This is a genomic window from Amycolatopsis balhimycina FH 1894, assembly GCF_000384295.1.
GTDB lineage: Bacteria > Actinomycetota > Actinomycetes > Mycobacteriales > Pseudonocardiaceae > Amycolatopsis > Amycolatopsis balhimycina.
In genome coordinates, this window is the sequence record NZ_KB913037.1 from 10,553,290 (window position 1) to 10,575,118 (window position 21,829).

Consider the following 21,829-nt stretch of genomic DNA (forward strand, 5'->3'; position numbering starts at 1 on the left):
AGGGCGGTGGGAATTGCCGAAGAATTGCGCACGGCCGCGGTGGCCCGGCGCGCCCCGGCGTCCCGGCCGTCCGTGCCCCGCCGCGGCTTCCCCGCAGTCCGGTGATCGAAAGGCTGTGACCAGGGCTTTTTCCGGCGGCCTGGGGCGTGGCGAAGTTCGTCGGAAAAACTTTGAACCGATCCGAACCCGCGACCGTATCCCTCAGTGAGGCGCGGGGAATGCCCGCGGGCGAGCGAAGCGACATGAATGAGTCATTCATGTCATCAATCCCGGGCTCAGGAAGCGCGTTTGTGCGCGAGCAGGCCCCGCCGCAAAGTGGTGAGCGCGCGGTGCTGGGCGACGCGGACCGCGCCGGCGCTGCTGAGGCCGACCGCAGTGGCCGTCTCTTCGGCCGAAAGGCCGAGGATGATGCGCAGCACCAGGATTTCGCGCTGGCGCGGCGGAAGCGTGTCGAGCAGCCCAGCCGACCAGTCGAGCGCGGCGGAGCGCTCGACCTCCTCGCCTGTCGGGTCCGTGCCCACCCACCGGTCCGCGGGCGGTTCGGCGACCGGGCTGGTGCGGTCGCGGGCCCGCTGCCGGTGGAAGTCGGACACCTTGTGCGCGGCGATGCCGAAGACGAACGGCAGGAAGGCCTCGGCGTCGTGGCGGTAGCCGGGCAGCGCGCGCACGATCGCCAGCAGCACGTCCTGCGCGCAGTCTTCGGCATCGGACGAACCGTCCGGCCACGTGCGGAGCCGGCCGAGGCAGTAGCGGAACACCACCGGGCGCAGCGTGCGCAGCAGCCCGCTCACCGCGGCGCGGTTCCCGCGCACCGCCGACCGGACGAGCGCCGGGTCGACCGTGAACGTCGAGGCGGGAGCGCGGCCGTCCTGGGCTGAGTGCGGCGGCATCGGCCTCACCCCTTCCCACGCGATCCCGACGACGGACAGTCACGACGCTAGGTCACCCCGCGTGGCCGTCACACCGGCCGGCCGGCCGCCGCGTCCCGGGTCTTCCGACCCTGGTGCCCGGCGCCGCGGTGTGCGTGCGCCGCCGCCCTCGCGGTGGCCGGGACTAACGGCCCTATCGACGGACCGGATGAACCGATCACGCTGGTGGCCGGGTATTCACAGGAGAAACACGGGTACGCACGATGGTGGAAGACGTGGGCTTCGGGCTGCTGCTGGACCGGCAGCAGTGCCTCGCCCTGCTTCGCTCGGCGACCCTCGGACGGGTGATTTTCACCCACCGGGCGATGCCCGCCGTGCGTCCGGTGCGCTTCACCGTCGTCGACGACGCCGTGGTCTTCGCCGTACCGGCCGACAGCCCTCTCTACGCGGGCGCGCGCGACGCCGTCGTCGCCTTCGAAGCCGACGAGTTCGCCGCCGACTTCGGCGCCGGGTGGTACGTCAGCCTGCTGGGGCGCGCCACCGAGTCCGTCGCCGCCGACCTCGGCGAGCTCACCTGCCCCTGCCGGCCCCGGCCCGGCCGCCGTTTCCTGCGCATCCCGGCCGAGACCATCAGCGGTCACCGCGTCACCTGCCACGCCGAGTAACAAACCCGTTCCGTTCCTCGACCCACCGGATGGACGAACCGGATTGGGCCGACATGGGCAGTCGCCTGTGGCACTCTTGACGCCCCGGGGCAGGCCCGGGGGCACCGGCGAACCAGCGGGGTCGACGAGACGTGGCGGACGAAATCAGCATGCCGGCGATCCTCGCGGCGGTGGGCGGCATCGCTCACGAGGTCGAGCTGCCGGTCCTGCTGCACCGCGCGGTCACGGCGACGTGCGAGCTGGTGGGGGCCCGGCGCGGGCGGCTGGAACTGCCCGAAGGCGGTGTCGCCCGGTACGGCAGCGGCGACCCCGGCGCCGGAGCGGTCGAGCTGCCGATCCGCTCGGGCGCGCGGACGTTCGGGACCCTCGCGGTCGAGCCCGGCGACGGCGGCGAGTTCGGCCGCCGCGAGCGGGAGGTGCTGGGCGCGCTGACCGCGGCGACCGGGATAGCCGTGGAAAAGGCCCTGCTCGTCGACCAGATGCGCCGCCGCGAACGCTGGCTCGAGGCGTCCTACGACGTCACCAGGGCCCTGCTCGCGGCGGAGGACCTGCACGGCACGCTCCGGCTGGTCGCCGAACGCGCCCGCGTCGTCGCCGGCGGGACCGCGGGCGCGATCGCGCGGCCCGACGGCCCGGGACAGCTGGTGTTCGACGTCGTCGAGCCCCCGGGTGAGGACGCCGACCGCCTCACCGGGCTGACCGTGCCGACCGAGGGCACCGCCACCGGGATGGCGTTCACCACCCGCCGCCCGGTCGTCGTGCGCGACTACGGCGAGCGCGTCCAGGAGCAGCAGCGCGACCGGGCCGGGGCGATGCCGGCGATGATCAAGGACCTGGACTCGGCGATCTCGGTGCCGCTGATCGTCGGCGACGAGACCCTCGGCGTGCTGGTGGTCGCGAAGTTCCGCGACCGGTCGCCGTTCACCGGCTCCGACGTCCAGCTGGCCGAGACGTTCGCCGGGCACGCGGCGCTCGCCGTCGAGTTCTCGCGGGCGCAGGAGGCGCGGCAGCAGCTGGCGGTCTTCTCCGACCGCGACCGGATCGCCCGCGACCTGCACGACCTGGTGATCCAGCGGCTGTTCGCGACCGGGCTCGGGCTGGAGGGGGTCAGCAGGCTGATCGCCGACGAGGGTGTCGCCGCGCGCGTCGCCGGGTTCGCCCAGGACCTCGACGGCACGATCCGGGAGATCCGCAACAGCATCTTCTCGCTGCAGGCGCCCGCGCAGGCCCACGGCAGCCTCCGCGCGGAGCTGCTGCGGGTGGCGGTGGACGCCCGGGACGCGCTCGGCTTCGAACCGCGCGTCGGCTTCGACGGGCCGCTGGACGCCGCGGTGCCGGACGCCGTCCGCTCCGACCTGATCGCGTCCCTGCGCGAGGCGCTGACGAACGTCGCGCGCCACGCCCGGGCGGGCTCGTCGTCGGTCGAGGTCACCGTGGACGGGCTCGGCAGGCGGCTGAGCCTGGTGGTGCGCGACGACGGCGCCGGCCCACCGCGGGAGGCCGGCCGGATCAGCGGGCTCGCCAACCTGGCCGCGCGGGCTGCCCGGTGGGGCGGGAACTGTGTGCTGGCGGCCGCCGAGGGTCGCGGGGCGCGGCTGGAATGGACCGCCGAGCTGCCGGCGCGGGCCGGCGGGCAGGGGAGTGGACGATGACGATCGCGGTGTTCCTGCTGGACGACCACGAGCTGGTCCGGACCGGGCTGAAGACGGTCTTCGAGAGCGAGGCGGACATCGACGTGGTCGGGGAGGCGGGAACGGCGGCCGAGGCGCTGGTCCGGATCCCGCAGGCCCGCCCCGACGTGGCGATCCTCGACGTCCGGCTGCCCGATGGCCAGGGCGTCGAGGTGTGCCGCGAAATCCGGTCCACTGTGGAGCCGCCGCCGGCGTGCCTGATGCTGACGTCCTATTCGGACGACGACGCGCTGTTCGGCGCGATCATGGCGGGCGCGGCCGGGTACATGCTCAAGCAGGTCTCCGGCCGGTCCCTGGTGGAGGCCGTCCGCACGGTCGCCGCCGGCGGCTCGCTGCTGGACGTCACGCTCACCGCGTCGGTGATGAACAAGCTGCGCGGCGCGGACGTCGCGGCCCCGGACCCGCGGTACGAGCAGCTCAGCCCGCAGGAGCGGCGCGTGCTGGACCTCGTCGCGGAGGGCCTGACGAACCGGCAGATCGCCGAGCGGCTCTTCCTGGCGGAGAAGACCGTGAAGAACTACGTGTCGTCGGTGCTGCACAAGCTCGGGGTCGAGCGGCGCACCTCGGCCGCGGTGTACATGTCCCAGCGACGCGCCGAACCGGGCCATTAGGGCTGATTTCGCGCCTGTTCGGGCGAAACGGGTGGGGCGTTCGACGTATCTGGGCGCCCGTGGAGTACACCTATCGGGTGACGCACGGACTTGCGTGCGCGGCGGAGGGGACGGCATGGCGGGGTTGTCGGGCGGGGACTATGTCACGCGGCAGATCCGGGCACTCGCGGAAGCGGTGCGCCGGGAAGGAGCGGGTGGGGTCGGCACACGCAGCTTCCAGCTGGCGGAGCACCTGGCGGCCGAGGGAGGCGTCCACCGCGGCGACATCCTGACGGCCACGGCGACGCTCCTGGCGATGACGGCCTGGTGCGACGGCGAAGCGGAAGCGGCCCGCCGGTTCGCGGAGCGCGCGGGCGAGCACGACGAGGAGTCCCGCGAGCTGGTGACGCACCTGCTCCGGCTGGAGACCGGAGCCGACCAGGGGTGGCTGCCGCGGGACCAGGCCGAAGCACTGCTGGAGTACGCCCGCCGGGCGAGCCGAGGCGACCTGGCGACGCGGGTACGCACCGTCGCCGGCGCGCGACGTGGCCGGCACCGGCGCGAGGACTAGCCCGGTCGCGAGTGGACGGTCGTGGCAGCCGGGCGGGAGACGTGGTGAACGACTCGTTCCTGTCACCGGACGAGGTGAACGAGTCGTTCACGACCGGCCGCGATCGATCGCCGGGCAGGCGCTGGGGCCGAGCTGGGAACGGGCTAGCTCCTGCCCGCGCTCACCCCGGTCAGTGCGAAGAACTCCTGCCGCGTCTTGGGTTCTTCGCGGAGCAGGCCGTGCAGCGACGACGTGACGGTGAGCGCGCCGGTCGCCCGCACGCCGCGCAGTGACATGCACAGGTGCTCGGCTTCGATCACCACGCCGACGCCCTGGGGCTCCAGGTGCTCCTGCAGCCAGTCCGCGACCTGCTTGGTCAGCCGTTCCTGCACCTGCAGGTCGCGCGCGAACATTTCGACGACGCGGGCGAGCTTCGACAGCCCGAGGATCCGCTCGCCGGGCAGGTAGCCCACGTGCGCGACGCCGCGGAAGGGCAGCAGGTGGTGCTCGCACAGCGACTGCACCGGGATGCTCTTCGCCAGCACGAGCTCGTCGTAGCCCTCGTCGTTCGGGAACGTGGTCAGCCGGAAGTCGCGGGGCTGCAGCATCTCCGCGTACGCCTGGGCCACCCGCCGCGGCGTGTCGCCCAGGTGCTCCGACGCCGGGTCCTTGCCGAGCGCCTGCAGCAGGTCGGCGACCGCGCGCTCGGCCGCCTGCAGGTCGACGGCCTCGCGGTCGTGGACGACACCGAGGTGCCGCAGCGGTACCGGTTCACGCACGGGATCGACGGTCACGGGGATGCCTCCTTCTAAAATTAAGTCCTATTGACGTTAGAAGCCCGCCGGGGTTTTCGTCAACAGGTATGTGTTTTAGAATGCGGTGATGCACGAACCCCAGGCGGGTGCGCTCGCCGCGGTGGCCGCGCTCGACGAGCCGACCCGGCGCCGGCTGTACGAGTACGTCGTCCGCCGGCCCGAACCGGTGAGCCGCGACGACGTGGCCGCCGCCCTCAGCGTGCCCCGCGCGACCGTCGCGTTCCACCTCGACCGCCTGGTGGACGAGCGGCTGCTGGCGGTCGGCCACGAACGCCGCACCGGCCGCAGCGGGCCGGGCGCGGGCCGCCCGGCGAAGCTGTACCGCCGGTCCGACCGGCAGGTGAGCGTTTCGCTGCCCGAGCGCCAGTACGAACTGGCTGGTCAGCTCCTCGCGACCGCCGTCGAGGAGGCCGGCGAAACCGGTGACTCGGCTCGCGAGATCCTCGGGCGGCGGGCCCGCGAACGGGGCGCGGAACTCGCCGCCGGCGCCCCGGACATCCTCGGCGCGCTCGAAGAACACGGCTTCGAGCCGCGCGCCGAGGGCGGCGAGGTCCTGCTCGGCAACTGCCCGTTCCACCGGCTGGCCCGGACGCACCCGCGCCTGGTGTGCGAGATGAACCTCGGCCTGGTCGAAGGCATGCTCGCCGGGACGGGCGAGGACGGCCTGCGGGCCCGGCTGGACCCACACCCGGGTTTCTGCTGCGTCCGCCTCGCCCCCGGCTGACCGGCCGAACGCGACCGGCGCCTGCGGGCAACAACCGGGTATGCACAGGCGAAACGCGATGCTGCTGGCCTTGTCGTGCGCCGGGGTCGTGGTGGCGATCCTGCTCGTCGCCGCGGCCGTGCGGCCGGCGGAACCGGACCGGGCTCCGCTCGTGACCGGGCCGCCCCCGCTGACGAGCGTGGCCACGACGGCGACGTCGGCGCCGCCCAAGACCGCGCGTGCGGCCGGCCCCGAGACCACAAAGGAGCGCCGGCCGCGGGCCAAGGCGTCCGGCGTTCCGCGGGGTGTCACCACTACCGGCCGGGGCTGACGCGGCGCGGGACGACCGGCTGGTGGCGATTCGGCGGTACGGTTTCGTGCGTGGTGACACGGTACGACGTGGAGGGGGCCAGCGTGGTGGACCGGGCGAAGCCGGGGGAGCAGACGAGAACGTCGGCTCCGGGGCCGCGGCAGCCGAGCCTGGCCGACGTCGCCGGCCTGGCCGGCGTCTCGCACATGACCGTCTCGCGCGTGGTCAACGAAAGCGGCCCGGTGCGCCCGGAAACCCGCGAGCGGGTCCTCGCCGCCGTGCAGGAACTGGGGTACCGGCCCAACACCGCCGCGCGGGCGCTGGTCACCGGCCGGTCCGGCACCCTCGGCGTGGTCGCGCTGGAGTCCAATCTGTACGGGCCGGCGAGCACCCTGTACGGCATCGAAAACGCGGCGCGGGAAGCCGGGTACGGCGTGGCGATCTGCAGTGTGACGCGGCCGGGGCGGACGTCGATCGGTGACGCGGTGGAAAGCCTGCGGCGCCAGGCGGTCGAGGGCATCGTCGTGATCGCCCCGCACGTCACCGCCGGGCGCGCCCTCGCGGCGGCCCCTTCGGACATCCCGCTGGTGGCGGTCGGCGGCGGCGAGAAGGCGCCGGTGCCGGTCATCTCGGTCGACCAGTACGACGGTGCCCGCCTCGCCACCGAGCACCTGCTGGGGCTCGGTCACCGGACGGTCTGGCACCTCGCCGGGCCGGAGGACTGGCTGGAGGCGCGCGACCGGGAACGTGGCTGGCGCGAGACGCTGGAACGGCGTGGCCTGCGGGTGCCCGCTGTCGTGCGCGGCGACTGGAGCCCGCGTTCGGGCTACGAGGCGGGCCGCGCGCTCGTCGGCAAGCGCGGGCTCAAGGCGGTCTTCTCGGCCAACGACCAGATGGCGCTGGGCCTGCTGCGGGCGTTCACCGAGGCCGGGATCCGGGTGCCGGAGGACGTCCACGTCGCCGGTTTCGACGACGTGCCCGAGGCCGAGTACTTCACCCCGCCGCTGACGACCGTGCGCCAGGACTTCATCGAGGTCGGCCGCCGCACCTTCGGGCTCCTCGAAGCGCGGATGGGCGGCGGGGACGCCCACGCCCGGCACCTCGTGCCGGCCGAGCTCGTCATCCGGGAGAGCACCACCCCGCGCTGAGCGCGGCCGGCCATCGCGCTGTCCGGTTCCGGACAATGTTAGCGCTAACACGACCTCGGCACTGATCCATCCCGGTGTTGTTTCTTGACCACTCCTGTGTAGTCGGCAAAGGATTCTGTTCGATTCTGGTCCGGCGCTGCTCCAGGAGGTCCCCGCATGCGCTCCGCCCGCCGTGCTCGTCCCCGGGCTTTGGCCGCCGCCCTCTTCGCCCTTCTCTTCGGCTTGGCCGGCGTGGTCGTCCCGCAGGCCGCCGCCGCGGCACCGGCCCCGAAACCCCGGCCCGCGCACACCGTCACCTACGACGGCTACTCGTTCCTGGTCGACGGGAACCGGACCTACCTGTGGTCGGGCGAGTTCCACTCCTACCGGCTGCCCAGCCCCGACCTGTGGCTCGACATCTTCCAGAAGATGAAGGCGGCCGGCTTCAACGCGACGTCGCTGTACTTCGACTGGGGCTACCACTCGCCGCGGCAGGGCGTCTACGACTTCACCGGCATCCGGGACCTCGACAAGCTCCTCGACATGGCGCAGCAGGCCGGGCTCTACGTCATCGCGCGGCCCGGCCCGTACATCAACGCCGAGGTCGACGGCGGCGGGTTCCCGACCTGGCTGTCCACCACGCCGGGCCACACCCGCAGCGCCGACCCGGTCTACCTGAAGTACTCCGACGAGTGGCAGACGCAGATCGACCGCATCATCGCGCGTCACCAGCTGACCGACGGCACCGGCAGCGTGCTCGCCTACCAGGTCGAGAACGAGTACTACAACGGCAACGCCGACGGCCGCGCTTACATGAAGCACCTGGAGGACAAGGCCCGCGCCGACGGCATCACCGTCCCGTTGGTGGGCAACAACAACGGCACCTTCAACGCCGGCGATGCCGCGCTCGACGTCGACGCCGCCGACTCCTACCCGCAGGGCTTCGACTGCTCGAACCCGGCGAAGTGGAACGGCGTGCCGGACATCAGCTACGACCACGTCCCCGGCAAGCCGCTGATCACCGCCGAGTTCCAGGGCGGCGCCTTCGACCCGTGGGGCGGCCCGGGCTACGAAAAGTGCGCGCAGCTGATCAACGACCAGTTCGCGAACGTGTTCTACAAGCAGAACATCGCGGTCGGCGCCACCGGCCAGAGCTTCTACATGCTGCACGGCGGCACCTCCTGGGGCTGGAGCGCGATCCCGCAGAACTACACCTCCTACGACTACGGCGCGGCGATCACCGAGGCCCGCCAGTTCGACCCGAAGTACGCCGAGGACAAGCTGATCGGCTACTTCACCCAGTCCGTCGCCCCGCTGACCAAGACCGACGGCCTCGGCTCCGCGCCGCTGACCGACCCGGCCCTCACCGACACCGCCCGGATCAACCCCGACACCCGCACCCAGTTCCACACCCTGCGGCACAGCGACTCGACGTCGACCGCCACGAACACCACCGGCGTCGCGCTCGACCTGGCCGCGCACGCCGGCTACACCTACGACGACCGCGCCGGCGAGGTGGCCTACACCGGCACCTGGAGCCACGTCGGGCCCGAGGTCAACTACACCGGCGGCGACTACCAGCACACCGAGTCGTTCTCGAACGTGACCGGCGACAGCGTCAGCATCCCGTTCACCGGCACCGGGATCCGGTGGGTGACCTCGAAGGACCCGAGCCACGGCATCGCCGACGTCTACCTCGACGACGCGAAGGTCAGCACGGTCGACCTCTACGCGGGCAGCAAGCAGAACCAGGCCACCGGCTACGAGGTGCGCGACCTGCCGGCCGGCGCGCACACGCTGAAGATCGTCGTCACCGGGCAGAAGAACGCGCAGGCGTCCGGCCCCTACGTCGTCGTGGACGCCGTCGACCTGCTGTCCGGCAGCACCGACTACTACCCGATCGTGCCGCAGCAGCCCGGCACCGGCATCACGCTCAACGGCCGCCAGTCGAAGATCCTCGTCGCCGGCTACGACCTCGGCGCCACGCGGATGCAGTACTCGACCTCGGAGATCCTGACGACCGCGGCCATCGGCGACCGCGACGTCGCCGTTCTCTACGGCGACAAGGGCGGCCCCGGCGAAACCGTCCTGCGGTTCGCGAAGCAGCCGTCGGTGCGGGTCCTCGACGGGGCCGCGACCAGCACGTGGGACGCCGCCCGCGGCGACCTGCGGCTGAACTACACCCACGACGGCCTGACCCGCGTGCTCGTCACCGCTCCTGGCGCGCGGCCACTGCTCCTGCTGCTCGCCGACAAGGCCACGGCGGCGACGTTCTGGCGCCAGGACACCGCGGCCGGCCCGGTCCTGGTCCGCGGCACCCACCTCGTGCGCACCGCTGCCGACCAGTACGGCATCCTCTCGCTGACCGGCGACACCGGCGCCGACGGCGCGTTCGAGGTCTTCAGCACGGCGAAGCTGGTGCTGTGGAACGGTTCCTGGGTACCGACGAAGCCGACTTCCAGTGGCAGTGTCACCGGCACCGCCCCGACCGCGAAAGCCGTGACGCTGCCCCCGCTGACCGGCTGGAAGCACCAGCAGGAGTCGCCGGAGAGCCAGCCGGCCTTCGACGACTCGGCGTGGCCGGTGGCGGACAAGGAAACCAGCAACAGCTCGACGGCGCTCGGCACGAAACCGGTGCTCTTCGCCGACGACTACGGCTTCCACACCGGCAACACCTGGTACCGCGGCCACTTCACCGGTGACGGGAAGCAGACCGGGATCACCCTGTCCAGCCAGAGCGGGGGACCGGCCGGTGCGTTCTCGGCGTGGCTCAACGGCGTCTTCCTCGGCAGTTCGACCAGCCCGCAGCACACCTTCGGCTTCCCGGCCGGCGCGCTGAAGCCGGGGGACAACGAGATTTCCGTGCTGACGGTGAACATGGGCCACGAAGAGGACTACGGTGCCGCCAACGGCAACAAGGCCGCTCGCGGCCTCACCGCCGCCCGGCTCACCGGCACTCCGCTGACGTCGGTGACCTGGCGGCTGCAGGGTGTCCGCGGCGGCGAGACCGGGCTCGACCCGGTTCGCGGCCCGCTCAACACCGGCGGGCTGTACGGCGAGCGCGCGGGCTGGTCGCTGCCCGGCTTCCCGGACCATCGCTGGACGCCGGCGACGCTGCCGGCGAAGGACACCACTCCCGGCGTCTCGTGGTACCGGACGACAGCGGATCTGGATTTGCCGCGCGGCCAGGACACCTCGCTCGGCCTGACGATCACCGACGACCCGGCGCGGCAGTACCGCGCGCTGCTCTTCGTCAACGGCTGGCAGCTCGGCCAGTACGTCAACTACCTGGGGCCGCAGCACAGCTTCCCGATCCCCAACGGCATCCTGAACCCGAACGGCCACAACACGATCGCCGTCGCGGTGTGGAACCTCGACGGCAGCACGGGCGGGCTCGGCAAGATCGAGTGGACGAACTACGGCAGCTACCGCTCGCCGCTGACGGTCCGGCAGAACGCTTCGCCCGGTTACGACCCGGCGCGGTACGCGATGCCGCCGGCGCCGTCCGCGGCCGTCTCGCTCACCGCGCCGGATACGGCCTCGGGCGGGCAGCAGTTCACCGCCTCGGCGACGGTCCGGGTCGCGGCGGGCGCGCCGCCGGCGTTCGACGTCAAGCCCGTGCTCACCGCCCCGGCCGGGTGGACGGTCGGCGCGCCGTCACCGGCTTCGGTCCCGCGGATCGACGGCGGCGGCTCGGCGACGTTCTCGTGGGCCGTCACCCCTCCCTCCACAGTGGACACCGCCGCGCTGAAGGTGGCGGTGGCCTACCGGCAACTGGGCCGGCCGGGTTCGGTGACCGGGGAACGCATCATCGGCGCGGTGCCCCCGGCGCCGCCCGCCGGGCAGGTCGCCGTCAGCTCGCTGCCGTTCCTGACCGCGACGAACGGCTGGGGCCCGGTCGAACGCGACACGAGCAACGGCGAAGCGAGCGCCGGTGACGGAAAGCCGATGACCATCGGCGGGGTGGCCTACGCCAAGGGCCTCGGCGTCCACGCGGCGAGCGACGTCCAGCTCTACCTGGCGGGCGCGTGCACCCGGCTGACGGCTTCGGTGGGCGTCGACGGCGAAATGGGCAACGGCGGGAGCGTCAGCTTCGCCGTCGCGGTGGACGGCACCACGAAGGTCACGACGCCGGTGGTCAGGGGCGGTCAGGCGGCCGTCCCGATCGACGTCGACGTCACCGGCGCGCAGGTCCTCGACCTGCTGGTGACCGACGGCGGCGACGGCAACGGGCAGGACCACGCGGACTGGGCGGTGCCGACGCTGACCTGCGGCACGCCGCCCGCCCGGTAACCGGTACAGGACAGGGGTTTTCCGGCTCAGGTGAGGACAAGCCGGACGGCGAGCGCGGTGATCACCGCGCTCGCCGCGAGTGCCGTCACCAGCCGGCCCCGCCGCCCGGTGAGGACCCGCCCGAGCAGGGCCCCGCCGCCGGCGAGCAGGGCTTGCCAGCTCGCCGAGGCGGCGAACGCGGCGAGCACGAACACGGTTTGCCCGGGCACCGACCCGGCGGTGCCCGCGCGGTCGCCGACGACGAGCGCGGTGAAGTAGACGACCGTGGCCGGGTTGACCAGCGTGATCCCGAGCAGGCTGAGGTAGGCGCGCCCGGGCGCGAGCGGTGTCACCGGCCGCACGGTGGTGGTGCGGTGGGAGCGCACCGCGCGCAGGGCGCCGTGAGCCGCGAGGACGATCAGGACCGCCGCCGAGACCAGCCGCAGCGGCCCGGCGAACGGGGCGACGACCCCCGCGATCGCGGCGCCGCCGAGCACGGCGACCAGCGCGTACACCCCGTCGGCGGTCGCGACGCCGAAGGCCGCGGCGAGACCGGCCCGGAGCGAGGTGCGGGCGGTGAGCGCGACGAGGTACGTCCCGACGGCACCGACCGGGATCGCGATGCCGTAGCCGGCCAGCAGGCCGGAGACCAGCGCGGCGGTCACGGCGCGGACAGGCGTGGCCTCCGCGGACGGCACGGCTGCTGCCGGACCGGCGCGATGGTCGCGGCGGCGGTCGGCAGGAACGGCGTGCGGTGCGGGGTCATGCGCAGATGGTGTCGCCGGGATGACCGCGCGGGCAACCGGATTTCCAGCCGGTGGGCTCCGGTGAGCTGTGCTTGAATCGGCCGGAGGGAGACACCGGAGCGAGAGGGTTTTCACGATGCGGGTCGACCTGAGCGGGAAGACGGCCCTGGTCACCGGATCCACCCAGGGCATCGGCGCGGCGATCGCCACCGGGCTCGCGGCCGCGGGCGCGCGGGTCGCGGTCAACGGCCGGAGCGAAACCGGCGTCCTCAAGGCCATCGCCCGGCTCCGCGAGGACCTGCCGGACGCGGACTTCGTCCCGGCACCGGGCGACGTCTCGGAAGAGGCCGGGGCGGCCCAGGTCGTCGAAGAGGTGCCGGACGCCGACATCCTCGTCAACAACCTCGGCATCTTCGGTGTCCAGGAGCCCCTCGACATCACCGACGCGGACTGGCGGCACTACTTCGAGGTCAACGTCCTGGCCGCGGTGCGCCTCACCCGCGCCTACCTGCCCGGGATGACCGAGCGCGGCTGGGGCCGGATCCAGTACATCGCCAGCGACTCCGCGATCGTCATCCCGGCCGAAATGATCCACTATGGAGTGTCGAAGACGGCGTTGCTCGGCGTGTCGCGCGGGTTCGCCAAGCACGCGGCCGGCACCGGCGTCACGGTCAACGCGGTGATCGCCGGGCCGACCCACACTGGCGGCGTCGAGGACTTCGTCCGCGAACTGGTGGGCACGAACCTGCCGTGGGACGAAGCCCAGCGCGAGTTCATGAAGCGGTACCGCCCGCAGTCGTTGCTGCAGCGGCTGATCGAGCCCGAGGAGATCGCGCACCTGGTGGTGTACCTGAGCTCCCCGTTCGCCTCGGCGACGACGGGCGCGGCGGTGCGGGTGGACGGCGGGTACGTCGACTCGATCTTGCCCTGACGGGTTGCGGGCGTGACACTTTCCGGTGACGCGCGGCGTGAACATGATCAGCACGGGGAACTTCCCTGACACAAACCCCTGACACACAGGGAAAGTCAGCGGAAGGAGAGCACGATGAAGATCCGGATCGCTTCCTTGGCGGCGGGTGTGGCGCTCACGGTTTCCGCGGTGGTCGCCGCGGCGGCTCCGGCGTCGGCCGACCCGGTCCCGGGCAGCTCGACGCAGTTCTACGCCTACTGTTCGGTGGACCTGCTCGGGGTGCCGATTGCCTGCGCGGAGACCGACAAGGCGCATTCGTCGCACATCTGCCAGTACCTCGCCACGCCGCTCGGCCTGGGCCTCGACTGCATCCAGCGTTCGGCGTGACGGCCGCGCCTTTGGTACAGACTTGAGACAGTTCCGGGTCAAACCTGTCGAACAACGCGGGCGAACCGGCGATCTTCTCCGGACAAGGTGACGAGTGCGCGCTTCTGGCGAGCGCGCACTCGCACCCGGAGGAGAACCATGGCCCGTACCCGAATCCCGCCGGTCGCCGGCGGGCTCGCCGCCGCGGTGGCGGTGGCGCTCGCGGCGGCCTGCTGGGTCGCGTTCCCGCCCGAGGTCGCCGGCCGGGCGATCGCCGCCCGCCCGGACGTCCGGCTGTCCGTGCCGTGGCCCGGGGGCCAGGCGAGCGCCGAGGTCCAGGGGCTGGGCTCGCTCGGCGACCACGGTGTGCAGCGGCCGGTGCCGATCGCCAGCGTCACGAAGGTGATGACCGCCTACGTCGTCCTGAAGGACCACCCGCTGGGCCCGGACGACGCCGGCCCGGAGATCACCGTCGACGGGCAGGCCGAAGCCGAAGCCTCCTCGACCGGGGAGTCGAGCGTGCCGGTCCGCGCGGGCAGCCGGATCGGCGAACGGGACCTGCTGGCCCTGATGCTCGTCCCGTCCGGCAACAACATCGCCCGGCTGCTGGCCCGCTGGGACGCCGGGAGCCAGGAAGCGTTCACCGGGAAGATGAACCACGAGGCCGCGGCGCTCGGCATGGCCGGCACCACCTACACCGGGGCCAGCGGCGTCGAGGACTCGACCACGAGCACCGCCGCCGACCAGCTCCGGCTGGCCCGCGAGGTGATGAAGAACCCGGTGATCCGGGCGGTCACCGGCACCGCGAACCTGCGGGTCGACGGCGTGCCCGGGACGATCGTCAACACGAACACCCTGCTCGGCCGCAACGGCGTGATCGGCCTCAAGACCGGCTCGTCGACCGCCGGCGGCGGCGCCCTGATGTGGGCGGCGAAAGCGCGTGACGGCGCGCTCATCCTGGGCGTGGTCCTGCAGCAGAACCCGGGCGGGACCCCGGCGGCCGGCCTGCGGGCCGCGCTGGAGAACAGTGAGCGCCTCATCGCCGCGATCCGGCGCGAACTGCCGGCGGCCACCCGGTGACCGCGATCACCGAGCCGCTCGTCGTCCCGCCCCTCCCGGACCGCCGGGCCGGGACCTGGCGCCGCGGCCGAGTCGTCGCCGCGTTCGCCGTGCTGACGGCGTTGCTGCTGCTCGCGCACCCCCTGGTGCCCAACTGGGCGGGCAACCTCGGCAGCCTGCTGGAGACGTTCCTGCCCTGGACCGGCCTGCTCCTGCTCCCGCTGCTCGCCGCGGCCCTGATGCGGCGTTCGGCGCTCGCGCTCGTCTCCCTCCTGCTGCCGGCCCTGGTCTGGGGCGGGTTCTTCGGCGGCAGGCTCTTCGACAAGCGGGCGGCCGGCGGCGACTTCACGATCGTGTCGCACAACGTGAACGACGAGAACCCGGACCCGGTGGGCACCGCGCGGGCCCTGGCCGCCTCGGGCGCGCAGGTGATCGCGCTCGAGGAGCTGAAGAAGTCCGAGGTCCCGAAGTACGAGGACGCGCTCGCCGCCGGCTACCCGCACCACTCCGTGCAGGGCACCGTCGGCGTCTGGAGCACGTTCCCGCTGCACGACACCCGGCCGGTGGCGATCATGCCGTGGACCCGCGCGCTGCGGACCACAGTGGACACTCCGGCGGGGCCGGTGGCGGTCTTCGTGGCGCACCTGCCGTCGGTGCGGGTGCGGATCGACGCGGGGTTCACCGCGAACGGCCGCGACGCCGCGGCCGGCCTCCTCGTCGACGCCCTGGACGCCGAACCCGCGCCGCGCACCGTGCTGGTCGGCGACTTCAACGGCACCGCCGACGACCGCGCGCTGGCCTCGATCACCGCGCGCCTGCGTGCGGCCCAGGACGACGCCGGCGACGGCTTCGGCTTCAGCTGGCCCGCCTCGCTGCCGCTGGCCCGGATCGACCAGATCTTCGTCTCCGGAGTGCGGCCGGTGGCGGCCTGGACACTGCCCGCGACCGGCAGCGACCACCTGCCCGTCGCGGCCACCCTGGCGCTCTGACCCCGTACCCCGCGGGACGACACGCGGGGTGGTGATCCGAGCCGTGGCGGATCCGCCGTCCGAGTGAACGGACTACGCAGGTCATCCGCTCCGCGGAGGGGTGAACATGCGCTTGAACACCGTGGTCATCGGGCTGCCGGTGAATTTCAAACGACCCTCCGCGCAGGTCGCGCCGTCGAATTCGTCGTCGGGTCGTGTGAAGGCCACGTGACTAGACCGTTACGCGGCCCGGTCTTGACCCCACAGGTGTTATCGCTAACACTAACTCCGCGTCGCCACCGGAACAGGTGACGCAGACCATGTCGGAGCGGACAGGAAGGGGACGCCGGTGGCCGAACGACCCCGCTCCGGCGGACCCGTGAAGGTGACCGCGGCCGGCACGCGGCAGCCGAGCCTGACCGACGTCGCGGGCGTCGCGGGCGTGTCCCACATGACCGTGTCCCGGGTGATCAACGGGACCGGCCCGGTGCGCCCCGAGACCCGGGCCCGGGTGCTCGCCGCGATCGAGGAACTGGGCTACCGCCCCAACTCCGCGGCCCGCGCGCTGGTCACCGGGCGGACCGGCACGCTCGGGGTCGTGGCGCTCGAGTCCAATCTGTACGGTCCGGCCAGCACGCTGTACGGCATCGAGAACGCCGCCCGGGAAGCCGGGTACGCGATCACGATCTCCAGCGTCAGCCGTCCGGGCCGGTCGTCGATCGCCGACGCGGTGGAGAACCTGCGCCGCCAGGCGGTCGAGGGCGTCATCGTCATCGCCCCGCACGTCAGCGCCGGCCGGGCGCTGGAAGCCGCGCCCGCGGACTTCCCGGTCGTCGCGGTCGGCGGTGGCGAGACCGCGCCGGTCCCGGTGATCTCCGTCGACCAGCGCGACGGCGCCCGCCGGGCCACCGAACACCTCCTGGCGCTGGGCCACCGCACCGTGTGGCACATCGCCGGGCCGGAGGACTGGCTGGAGGCCCGTGACCGCGAGCTCGGCTGGCGGGAAACCCTGGAACGCCACGGTGTCGGCGTCCCGCGGGTGATCCAAGGCGACTGGAGTTCGCGCTCGGGTTACGAGGCGGGGCGATCCCTCGCCAAGGAACGCGATCTGGACGCCGTCTTCGCCGGCAACGACCAGATGGCACTGGGCCTGCTGCGGGCGTTCGCCGAAGCGGGTATCTCGGTGCCGCGGGACGTGCGCGTGGCGGGCTTCGACGACGTCCCCGAGGCGGCGTACTTCACGCCGCCGCTGACGACGGTGCGCCAGGACTTCATCGAAGTCGGACGGCGTACGTTCGGCCTGCTGGCCGGACGGATGGACGGAGGCGACCGGCACGCGCGCGCCCTGGTCGTCCCCGAGTTGATCGTGCGCGAGAGTACCGGACCGAGGTAGCGCGGCGGCCCGGTGCGGACCGGTGGCCACCCAGCGCTTGTTAGCGCTAACAAGCGCTCCGCGCCACCGGTTACGGACAAGCGGTTCCCGAATACCCAGTTTTTCCCCAACGCAGTTTCCCGACACCCAGGTTTTCCCACAGATCATCGTCGATCGAGGAGTGAACGTGCTGAAGAAGCGATGGGCCGCCGCGGCGGCCGCGGCGGCCGGACTCGTGCTGCTCACCGCCTGCGGGACTGGCGGTTCGTCCGGCAGTTCGGGCGGCGCGACCACGCTCGGGTTCGCCCAGGTGGGCGCCGAGAGCGGCTGGCGGACGGCGAACACCAAGTCGATCCAGGACTCGGCGAAGGCTGCCGGGATCGAGCTGAAGTTCTCGGACGCGCAGCAGAAGCAGGAGAACCAGATCTCCGCGATCCGCTCGTACATCCAGCAGAAGGTCAAGGTCATCGCCTTCTCGCCGGTCGTCGAGTCCGGCTGGGACACCGTCCTCAAGGAAGCCAAGACGGCCAACATCCCGGTCATCCTGACCGACCGCGCGATCGACTCGCCGGACAAGTCGCTCTACAAGACCTTCCTGGGCTCGGACTTCGTCGCCGAGGGCAAGAAGGCGGGGGAGTGGCTGACCAAGGAGTACGGCAGCGCCACCGGCCAGGTGAACATCGTCGAACTGCAGGGCACCACCGGTTCGGCCCCGGCGAACGACCGCAAGAAGGGCTTCGGCGACGTCATCGCCGCGGACCCGAAGTACAAGATCGTCGCGTCGCAGACCGGTGAGTTCACCCGCGCCAAGGGCAAGGAGGTCATGGAGGCCTTCCTGAAGTCCCAGCCCAAGATCGACGTGCTCTACGCGCACAACGACGACATGGCCCTCGGCGCCATCGAGGCCATCGAGGCCGCGGGCAAGGTCCCGGGCAAGGACATCAAGATCATCTCGGTGGACGCCGTGAAGGACGGGATGCAGGCGCTGTCCGACGGCAAGATCAACCACATCGTCGAATGCAACCCGCTGCTCGGCCCGCAGCTGATGGACCTGGTGAAGAAGGTCGCCGCCGGTGAGTCGGTGCCCGCGCGCATCGAGACCCAGGAGACCGAGTTCGACCAGGCGTCGGCCAAGGCCGCGCTGCCGCAGCGTCAGTACTGACAACCGCCTGCGGGTCGTGAGTGCGTAACAGTGTCAGAACACTGTTACGCACTCACGACCCCCGCGCCCACCCCGGAGCACACCAAATGCCTGAACCGCAACCCATGGTGCGGATGAGCGGTATCCGCAAGGAGTTCCCCGGCGTCCTCGCCCTGGACGGGGTCGACTTCCGGATGTACCCCGGCGAAGTCCACGCCCTGATGGGCGAGAACGGCGCCGGCAAGTCCACCCTCATCAAGGTGCTCACCGGGGTGTACGGGGTGGACGCGGGCACGATCGGACTCGACGGCGACGAGGTCGCCTTCAACGGACCGGGTTCGGCCCAGCAGGCCGGCATCAGCACGGTCTACCAGGAAGTCAACCTCTGCCCGAACCTGTCGGTGGCGGAAAACGTCTGCCTCGGCCGGGAACCCCGCCGCTTCGGCCGCATCCAGTGGGGCCCGATGCGGCGGCGGGCCGAGGAGCTGCTGGCCCGGCTGGACGTCCACGTGGACGTCACGGCCGAGCTGTCCACCTGCTCCATCGCGGTGCAGCAGCTGGTCGCGATCGCCCGCGCGCTCGACGTCGACGCGCGGGTCCTCGTCCTCGACGAACCGACGTCCAGTTTGGACGCCGGCGAGGTCGAGCAGCTGCTCAAGGTCGTCCGGTCGCTGCGCGACCAGGGCATGGCGATCCTGTTCGTGTCCCACTTCATCGACCAGGTCTTCGCCATCGCCGACCGGATGACCGTGCTGCGCAACGGAAAGCTGATCGGCGAGTACCGCACCGCGGACATCACGCCGGTCGAGCTGGTCACCAAGATGATCGGCAAGGAGCTCCAGGTCCTCGAGGACCTGGAGGACTCCGGCCCCAGCCGGGCCGAGGTCGCCGGCGCGCCGGTGCTGCTGGCCGCCGAAGGCCTCGCCCGCAAGGGCGGCGTCGCGCCCTTCGACCTCGCCATCCACGCCGGCGAGGTGGTCGGGCTGGCCGGCCTCCTCGGCTCCGGCCGCACCGAGCTCGCCCGGCTGCTCTTCGGCGCCGACCACGCCGACAGCGGAACGGTCCAGGTCGACGGCGAGACCACTTCGCTGCGCACCCCGCGGGCCGGTCTGGACCACAAGATCGCGTTCCTCTCGGAGAACCGCAAGGCCGAGGGGCTCGTCGAAGAGCTCACCGTCCGCGAGAACATCGTCCTCGCGCTACAGGCCTCCCGCGGCTGGGCGCGGCCGCTTTCGCGCCGCCGCCAGGACGAAATCGCCGAGAAGTACATCAAAGCACTCGACATCCGGCCCGCCAACCCCGAAGCGCTGGTGGGCAACCTGTCCGGCGGCAACCAGCAGAAGGTGCTGCTGGGCCGCTGGCTCATCACCGAACCGCGGCTGCTGATCCTCGACGAGCCCACGCGCGGCATCGACATCGGCGCCAAGACGGAGATCCAGCGGCTGGTCACCCAGCTCTCGGGCGACGGCATGGCCGTCGTGTACATCTCCGCCGAGCTGGAAGAAGTCCTGCGGCTGAGCCACCGCGTCGTGGTGCTGCGCGACCGGAAGGTCGTGGCGGTCCGGGACAACCAGGCGCTCACCGCGGACGACATCATGGCCACGATGGCCGAGGGGGTGCAGGCGTGAAAGGCTTGACGAAACAACGGCTCTTCTGGCCCGTGGTGGCTCTGCTGGTGCTGCTGCTGGGCGACCTGATCGCGAGCCCGTCGTTCTTCAAGATCGAGCTGCGCGACGGGCACCTCTACGGGAACCTCGTCGACATCCTCAAGAACGGCGCCCCGCTGATCCTCATCGCGATCGGCATGACGCTCGTCATCGCGACGCGCGGCATCGACCTCTCGGTCGGCGCGGTCGTGGCGATCAGCGGCGCGCTCGCCTGCCTCTGGGTCAGCGACAACCCGGACGGCGTCGGCACCACGCTGATCGCGTTCGGGCTGGCGCTCGGCCTGTCCCTGCTGCTCGGGGTGTGGAACGGCTGGCTCGTCGCGGCACTGGGCATCCAGCCGATCATCGCCACGCTGATCCTCATGGTCGCCGGCCGGGGTATCGCCCAGCTGATCACCGACGGGCAGATCATCACCGTCAACTCCCACTCCTTCGAGTGGATCGGCAGCGGGTTCCTGCTCACGCTGCCCGGCGCGATCCTCATCGCGCTGGCGGTGTTCGTGCTGGCGTCGGTGCTCGTCCGCCGGTCCGCGCTCGGCCTGCTGGTCGAGGCCGTCGGCGGCAACCCCGAGGCCAGCCGGCTGGCCGGCCTCCGCTCGGCGCGGCTGACCTGGCTCGTCTACGTCTTCTGCGCCCTCTGCGCGGGCATCGCCGGGCTGATGATCAGCGCGAACGTGCACAGCGCCGACGGCAACCACGCCGGCCTGTTCATCGAGCTCGACGCGATCCTCGCCGTCGTCGTCGGCGGCACGCAGCTGACCGGCGGCCGGTTCTCCCTCGGCGGCTCGGTGATCGGCGCGCTGCTCATCCAGACGCTCACCACCACCGTCTACGCCCTCGGCATCCCGCCCGAGGCGATCATGCTGTTCAAGGCCCTGGTCGTGCTCGCGGTGTGCCTGCTGCAGTCGCCCGCGTTCCGCCGCAAGTTCCGGCGGCGCCACGGAGCCCATCCGGTCACCCCGGCGCCCACCACCGCTCCGGAGAAGGTCGAGGTCACCGCATGACCACCCTCGCCCGCGTCAAGGGCTACCGGCCGCAGCAGCGGCACCTGCCGATCCTCGCGACGATGGCGCTGCTCGTCGGGGCGTACATCTTCGGCGCGTCGAGCTACGACGCGTTCGGCTCCGGGCAGGTCATCCTCGACCTGTTCATCAACAACGCCTTCCTGCTCGTGGTCGCGGTCGGGATGACGTTCGTGATCCTCACCGGCGGCATCGACCTGTCCGTCGGCTCGGTGGTCGCACTGTCCACAGTGGTCTCCGGTGACCTGCTGCAGAAGCACGGCTGGCCGGCCTACGCCGCGGTCGCGGTGGTGCTGGTCATCGGGGCCCTGCTCGGGGCCGGGATGGGCGCGCTGATCCACTTCTTCGAGATCCAGCCGTTCATCGCGACGCTGATCGGGATGTTCTTCGCGCGCGGCCTCTGCTACACGATCACCACGGAGGCCTACTCGATCGACAACGCGACGATCGCCACCCTGGCCCAGACGCAGATCCCGCTCGGCGGCGAGCTGCACATCTCGATCAGCGTGGTCGTGGCGCTGCTGGTGGTCGCGGCCGCGGCCTACGTCCTGGCCTTCACGCGGTTCGGCCGCACGGTGTACTCGATCGGCGGCAACGCGCAGTCGGCGATGCTGATGGGGCTCAAGACCGGCCGCACCAAGATCGCGGTGTACACGATCAGCGGAATCTGCTCGGCACTCGGCGGCCTGCTGCTGGTGCTCTACAAGTCCTCCGGCGACCCGCTCAACGGCGTCGGCCTGGAACTGACCGCGATCGCCGCGGTGGTCATCGGCGGCACCATCCTCACCGGCGGCTCCGGCTACGTGCTGGGCACCGTGCTCGGGATCATGGTGCTGGGCATCATCCAGACGCTGATCACCTTCGACGGCACCCTCAACTCGTGGTGGACCTCGATCATCACCGGGGCCCTGCTGTTCGTCTTCATCGTCCTGCAACGTCTCGTCACCCGCCGAACCCGCTGAACCCCGCTCCGCCGCCCCGGTGGA

At 71.8% G+C, this 21,829-nt stretch carries 20 protein-coding genes; 17 read left to right on the plus strand and 3 right to left on the minus strand.

Features of this window, described 5'->3' with window-relative positions:
• Window positions 1-275: 275 nt before the first annotated feature.
• On the minus strand, window positions 276-890 hold the full coding sequence (locus A3CE_RS0148415; RefSeq protein ID WP_020647360.1) for a sigma-70 family RNA polymerase sigma factor: 615 nt from the start codon (window positions 888-890) through the stop codon (window positions 276-278).
• 242 nt (window positions 891-1,132) lie between these two features.
• Here A3CE_RS0148415 and A3CE_RS0148420 point away from each other — a divergent pair, with 242 nt between their 5' ends.
• From A3CE_RS0148420 to A3CE_RS0148435, 4 genes are all read left to right on the plus strand, one after another.
• Window positions 1,133-1,534 (plus strand): pyridoxamine 5'-phosphate oxidase family protein, encoded by a 402-nt coding sequence (locus tag A3CE_RS0148420; protein WP_020647361.1) that lies wholly within the window; start codon window positions 1,133-1,135, stop codon window positions 1,532-1,534.
• Window positions 1,535-1,683: 149 nt separating this feature from the next.
• A complete protein-coding gene (locus A3CE_RS0148425; protein WP_043793302.1) occupies window positions 1,684-3,186 on the plus strand; it encodes a sensor histidine kinase in 1,503 nt (500 codons plus the stop codon).
• Window positions 3,183-3,836: a response regulator gene (locus A3CE_RS0148430; RefSeq protein WP_020647363.1), complete on the plus strand. Its 654-nt coding sequence runs from the start codon at window positions 3,183-3,185 to the stop codon at window positions 3,834-3,836. The genes A3CE_RS0148425 and A3CE_RS0148430 overlap by 4 nt, the downstream gene beginning before the upstream one ends.
• Window positions 3,837-3,951: 115 nt before the next feature.
• Window positions 3,952-4,386, plus strand: coding sequence for a hypothetical protein (locus A3CE_RS0148435; RefSeq protein WP_020647364.1), 435 nt, complete (start codon window positions 3,952-3,954; stop codon window positions 4,384-4,386).
• A gap of 143 nt (window positions 4,387-4,529) precedes the next feature.
• On the opposite strand, the gene folE is transcribed toward A3CE_RS0148435, so the two are convergent.
• Window positions 4,530-5,159 (minus strand): GTP cyclohydrolase I FolE, encoded by a 630-nt coding sequence (folE, locus tag A3CE_RS0148440; protein ID WP_020647365.1) that lies wholly within the window; start codon window positions 5,157-5,159, stop codon window positions 4,530-4,532.
• A gap of 88 nt (window positions 5,160-5,247) precedes the next feature.
• On the opposite strand from folE, the gene A3CE_RS0148445 reads away from it, so the two are divergent.
• The 4 genes from A3CE_RS0148445 (at window position 5,248) to A3CE_RS0148460 (ending at window position 11,613) form a co-directional block, all read left to right on the plus strand.
• A complete protein-coding gene (locus A3CE_RS0148445; protein WP_020647366.1) occupies window positions 5,248-5,904 on the plus strand; it encodes a helix-turn-helix transcriptional regulator in 657 nt (218 codons plus the stop codon).
• Between the two features lie 40 nt (window positions 5,905-5,944).
• Window positions 5,945-6,214, plus strand: a complete 270-nt coding sequence (locus A3CE_RS0148450; protein ID WP_125592150.1) for a hypothetical protein — start codon at window positions 5,945-5,947, stop codon at window positions 6,212-6,214.
• A gap of 83 nt (window positions 6,215-6,297) precedes the next feature.
• Entirely contained in the window at window positions 6,298-7,341 is a 1,044-nt protein-coding gene (locus A3CE_RS0148455) for a LacI family DNA-binding transcriptional regulator (RefSeq protein ID WP_026469588.1), read from the plus strand.
• Between the two features lie 156 nt (window positions 7,342-7,497).
• The gene (locus tag A3CE_RS0148460) at window positions 7,498-11,613 is read left to right on the plus strand and encodes a beta-galactosidase (protein ID WP_026469589.1); all 4,116 of its coding nucleotides are present in this window, start codon (window positions 7,498-7,500) and stop codon (window positions 11,611-11,613) included.
• 26 nt (window positions 11,614-11,639) lie between these two features.
• Here A3CE_RS0148460 and A3CE_RS0148465 read toward each other — a convergent pair whose 3' ends face one another.
• On the minus strand, window positions 11,640-12,257 hold the full coding sequence (locus A3CE_RS0148465) for a LysE/ArgO family amino acid transporter (protein ID WP_020647370.1): 618 nt from the start codon (window positions 12,255-12,257) through the stop codon (window positions 11,640-11,642).
• Between the two features lie 217 nt (window positions 12,258-12,474).
• On the opposite strand from A3CE_RS0148465, the gene A3CE_RS0148470 reads away from it, so the two are divergent.
• From A3CE_RS0148470 to yjfF, 9 genes are all read left to right on the plus strand, one after another.
• Entirely contained in the window at window positions 12,475-13,269 is a 795-nt protein-coding gene (locus tag A3CE_RS0148470) for an SDR family NAD(P)-dependent oxidoreductase (RefSeq protein ID WP_020647371.1), read from the plus strand.
• Window positions 13,270-13,383: 114 nt separating this feature from the next.
• Window positions 13,384-13,635: a hypothetical protein gene (locus tag A3CE_RS0148475; RefSeq protein ID WP_020647372.1), complete on the plus strand. Its 252-nt coding sequence runs from the start codon at window positions 13,384-13,386 to the stop codon at window positions 13,633-13,635.
• Between the two features lie 138 nt (window positions 13,636-13,773).
• Window positions 13,774-14,694, plus strand: coding sequence for a D-alanyl-D-alanine carboxypeptidase family protein (locus A3CE_RS0148480; protein WP_020647373.1), 921 nt, complete (start codon window positions 13,774-13,776; stop codon window positions 14,692-14,694).
• A 5-nt stretch (window positions 14,695-14,699) separates the two neighbouring features.
• The gene (locus tag A3CE_RS0148485; protein ID WP_376741643.1) at window positions 14,700-15,662 is read left to right on the plus strand and encodes an endonuclease/exonuclease/phosphatase family protein; all 963 of its coding nucleotides are present in this window, start codon (window positions 14,700-14,702) and stop codon (window positions 15,660-15,662) included.
• 328 nt (window positions 15,663-15,990) lie between these two features.
• Complete coding sequence (locus A3CE_RS0148490) at window positions 15,991-17,034, plus strand: LacI family DNA-binding transcriptional regulator (protein ID WP_020647375.1); 1,044 nt, start codon at window positions 15,991-15,993, stop codon at window positions 17,032-17,034.
• A 160-nt stretch (window positions 17,035-17,194) separates the two neighbouring features.
• A complete protein-coding gene (locus A3CE_RS0148495) occupies window positions 17,195-18,175 on the plus strand; it encodes an ABC transporter substrate-binding protein (RefSeq protein ID WP_020647376.1) in 981 nt (326 codons plus the stop codon).
• A gap of 104 nt (window positions 18,176-18,279) precedes the next feature.
• Window positions 18,280-19,782 (plus strand): sugar ABC transporter ATP-binding protein, encoded by a 1,503-nt coding sequence (locus A3CE_RS0148500; RefSeq protein ID WP_020647377.1) that lies wholly within the window; start codon window positions 18,280-18,282, stop codon window positions 19,780-19,782.
• Between the two features lie 5 nt (window positions 19,783-19,787).
• The gene (locus tag A3CE_RS0148505; RefSeq protein ID WP_026469591.1) at window positions 19,788-20,825 is read left to right on the plus strand and encodes an ABC transporter permease; all 1,038 of its coding nucleotides are present in this window, start codon (window positions 19,788-19,790) and stop codon (window positions 20,823-20,825) included.
• Window positions 20,822-21,805, plus strand: a complete 984-nt coding sequence (gene yjfF, locus A3CE_RS0148510) for a galactofuranose ABC transporter, permease protein YjfF (protein ID WP_020647379.1) — start codon at window positions 20,822-20,824, stop codon at window positions 21,803-21,805. The genes A3CE_RS0148505 and yjfF overlap by 4 nt, the downstream gene beginning before the upstream one ends.
• The last annotated feature ends 24 nt before the right edge of the window (window positions 21,806-21,829 follow it).

Coding starts and splice junctions, on each gene's coding strand:
- A3CE_RS0148430 (WP_020647363.1), top strand. CDS start 3,183: ATGACGATCGCGGTGTTCCTGCTGGACGACCACGAGCTGGTCCGGACC.
- A3CE_RS0148480 (WP_020647373.1), top strand. CDS start 13,774: ATGGCCCGTACCCGAATCCCGCCGGTCGCCGGCGGGCTCGCCGCCGCG.
- yjfF (WP_020647379.1), top strand. CDS start 20,822: ATGACCACCCTCGCCCGCGTCAAGGGCTACCGGCCGCAGCAGCGGCAC.
- A3CE_RS0148475 (WP_020647372.1), top strand. CDS start 13,384: ATGAAGATCCGGATCGCTTCCTTGGCGGCGGGTGTGGCGCTCACGGTT.
- A3CE_RS0148415 (WP_020647360.1), bottom strand. CDS start 890: ATGCCGCCGCACTCAGCCCAGGACGGCCGCGCTCCCGCCTCGACGTTC.
- A3CE_RS0148500 (WP_020647377.1), top strand. CDS start 18,280: ATGGTGCGGATGAGCGGTATCCGCAAGGAGTTCCCCGGCGTCCTCGCC.
- A3CE_RS0148470 (WP_020647371.1), top strand. CDS start 12,475: ATGCGGGTCGACCTGAGCGGGAAGACGGCCCTGGTCACCGGATCCACC.
- A3CE_RS0148420 (WP_020647361.1), top strand. CDS start 1,133: ATGGTGGAAGACGTGGGCTTCGGGCTGCTGCTGGACCGGCAGCAGTGC.
- A3CE_RS0148460 (WP_026469589.1), top strand. CDS start 7,498: ATGCGCTCCGCCCGCCGTGCTCGTCCCCGGGCTTTGGCCGCCGCCCTC.
- A3CE_RS0148445 (WP_020647366.1), top strand. CDS start 5,248: ATGCACGAACCCCAGGCGGGTGCGCTCGCCGCGGTGGCCGCGCTCGAC.
- A3CE_RS0148450 (WP_125592150.1), top strand. CDS start 5,945: ATGCACAGGCGAAACGCGATGCTGCTGGCCTTGTCGTGCGCCGGGGTC.
- A3CE_RS0148425 (WP_043793302.1), top strand. CDS start 1,684: ATGCCGGCGATCCTCGCGGCGGTGGGCGGCATCGCTCACGAGGTCGAG.
- A3CE_RS0148435 (WP_020647364.1), top strand. CDS start 3,952: ATGGCGGGGTTGTCGGGCGGGGACTATGTCACGCGGCAGATCCGGGCA.